This is a genomic window from Mesorhizobium sp. WSM4844, assembly GCF_055811775.1.
The window spans coordinates 1-2,170 of the sequence record NZ_JBVVQB010000130.1 but is presented as its reverse complement, the minus strand read 5'-3'; the positions used below and the strand labels follow the sequence as shown (position 1 = coordinate 2,170).

5 protein-coding genes are annotated in these 2,170 nt (G+C 63.4%); 4 read left to right on the top strand and 1 reads right to left on the bottom strand.

The genetic code is table 11. The features are described 5' to 3' along the window. Positions 1 to 161: 161 nt before the first annotated feature. Positions 162 to 308 (bottom strand): hypothetical protein, encoded by a 147-nt coding sequence (locus AC0L2A_RS36020; protein ID WP_091599075.1) that lies wholly within the window; start codon positions 306 to 308, stop codon positions 162 to 164. A 144-nt stretch (positions 309 to 452) separates the two neighbouring features. Here AC0L2A_RS36020 and AC0L2A_RS36015 point away from each other — a divergent pair, with 144 nt between their 5' ends. From AC0L2A_RS36015 to AC0L2A_RS36000, 4 genes are all read left to right on the top strand, one after another. Beyond that, positions 453 to 776 carry a hypothetical protein gene (locus tag AC0L2A_RS36015; protein WP_473612932.1) on the top strand — a complete coding sequence of 108 codons (324 nt, stop codon included), beginning with the start codon at positions 453 to 455 and terminating at the stop codon, positions 774 to 776. Positions 777 to 1,093: 317 nt separating this feature from the next. Then, a complete protein-coding gene (locus AC0L2A_RS36010; RefSeq protein WP_091599078.1) occupies positions 1,094 to 1,393 on the top strand; it encodes a DUF1236 domain-containing protein in 300 nt (99 codons plus the stop codon). Between the two features lie 104 nt (positions 1,394 to 1,497). After that, positions 1,498 to 1,776, top strand: coding sequence for a hypothetical protein (locus AC0L2A_RS36005; protein WP_473509301.1), 279 nt, complete (start codon positions 1,498 to 1,500; stop codon positions 1,774 to 1,776). Positions 1,777 to 1,813: 37 nt separating this feature from the next. Continuing rightward, positions 1,814 to 2,059, top strand: coding sequence for a DUF2934 domain-containing protein (locus tag AC0L2A_RS36000; RefSeq protein WP_473612930.1), 246 nt, complete (start codon positions 1,814 to 1,816; stop codon positions 2,057 to 2,059). The last annotated feature ends 111 nt before the right edge of the window (positions 2,060 to 2,170 follow it).

Here is a 2,170-nt window from a genome sequence, read left to right as displayed (position 1 = left end):
CTTTTTGCAAGGTTGGTGGTTGGCGAAATCATTGATGAAGGCCAATCTCCCTCCTTGTGGGGGAGATGTCCGGCAGGACAGAGGGGGGCGCGAAGGATCGCTACAGAGCGCTTTATTCTGAACCGCCGCATTCTTCGGCTGATGCCACATATGGACCGCTTCTAGAAGCCGAAGAACTGCCAGCCGATGAGGTAGCCAAGCGCGACGACCGCCAGGGGGAACAAGGCCGGCGCCAGCCGGCTCAGGGCGGAGTTGCTTGCCGGCTCCTTTGGAGCGCTTCTTTCGGCGTTTCCGAGGTTCTTGGTCATTCCGCTATAGTAGCAATCGCTGATTAACGATTCCCCAACATGCCGCGCCGGCGCGATGGAGCCGGGCGGCTTGCTGCAGGCGGGAACCAATCGCCGCCAACCGGCTTTGGCAAAGAGGCGATCGTTCGCGCGGAGGCGTTCGACATGAAACCTTTCGCATTCCTGCCAATCACGCTGCTCGGCGCACTGGCGTTGGCGGCGCCGGTTGCCGCCCAGACGGATGACGAGACACAAGACCGGGCGCCTGCCGGCCACTGCCAGGCGCAGCCGCAGAACGGCCAGCAGCAGCAGCAGCCGCCCGTCAACAACGGTGACAGCAACAGCCTGACCGATACGCTTGACCCCTGCAACGGCGTGCTGCTGCCGCCGCCGACCGGCGATCAGGGCGTGGCCGCACCGCCGCCGGACCAAGGCAGGACACCGGTGCTCAAGCCCGGCGAGGTCCCGGCGCAGCCGCCGAAACCATAGATTGGGGGCATTTGCCGGTCTCGCGCCTGACGTGCCGGCGCCGGCAGGGATTTTTTGCCGTAGGGAGCGGAACATTAGTTATCGCTGAATGTTCTTTTCGAAGCAGTCGGTATCATCCCCCTCCGGTATCGCTGCTGATCGGGCAAAACCGATCGGCCCGCGCGCTTGGGCGACCAAGATCGCGGGCCACCGCCAGCCAACGCGGCGATCAATTAGTCGCCGCTCACGGAACAAGACGGTTTCGTCAAACGTTGGCTTTTGGGCTGAGTCGTCCCGACTGTGGACAGCAGAGCCCGCAAACCAGACAGGAGAAGACGATGAAAATCCACCTTGTTCCTGCCGCCGCCGGGCTGGCTCTGCTGGCCGGTGTCGGCGTCGCCACCGCAGACCAGGTGATTATCACGCCCGAGCAGCAGACGGTCGTCCGCCAATATGTGGAGAGGCACCCGCTGGCGTCGATCAGCCTCCTGGGCGTGGAACTCAACGTCGGTTCCACGTTGCCCGACACGGTTGAACTTCACGAGGTTCCCGACGTCGAATACAGATACGTAGTCGTCGACGATCGCACCGTGCTGGTCGATCCCGGCACCCGCAGGATCGTGCAGGTCATCGACTGACCTTCACCCGCCGCTCTCCCGGGAAGACGCGGGAAGAGCGGCGGCTCGCCGGCAGGCAGCCGGCTGTCGCTCGTCTTCGTGGCGGGACGGAAGGAGCCATTTCCATGTTGCCGCATGTCGAATCACGCGATGTGGCCGCATCCGTCGACAAGCTGCTTGCCCTGCTTGCCGAACGGGGCTCTGCCCTGTTGTCGATGAAGGCGTTGATTGCAGCCGTGCGTGAGCAAACCGGAACCGAGCGCTCGGACGCGGATCTGGCGGGGCTGATCACCAAAAAGGCGGCACTCCTCGGGGTCGCGGTCCTGTCCGATTTGGGTGGACCAGACCCTGGCCGACCCGATCTGGGCCGAAGCCCCCAAGACGCCGGTCGAAAATTCAGCTAGAAGTTGTCGCTCACCGATTTGAGCCGAGGAGGCAACAGTGACTGATAACAGGCAGGAACGCATTCGCCGGCGGGCTCACGCGATCTGGGAGCAGGCCGGCCGGCCCGACGGCGCGCATCAGCAGCACTGGGACCAGGCCGCGGCCGAGATCGACGGTGGTGGGGAAAGCGGACCCAAAGCGAAGCTGGCCAAGAAGCCGGCAGCCGCCAAGGGCACCAAGCCCGAGGAGCCAAAGGACACCAGGCCAAAGACTGCTCGGCCGCGCAAAGATTCAGCGAGTTAGAAAAACGCTTCGGCCGCGGGGGGGATCACAGTTAACCGCCCCAAGCCAGTGGTCAGCAAAAGCTATACGCAAAAATCCTGAATGACCGGCAGTTTACCTGGCTTAAACCCA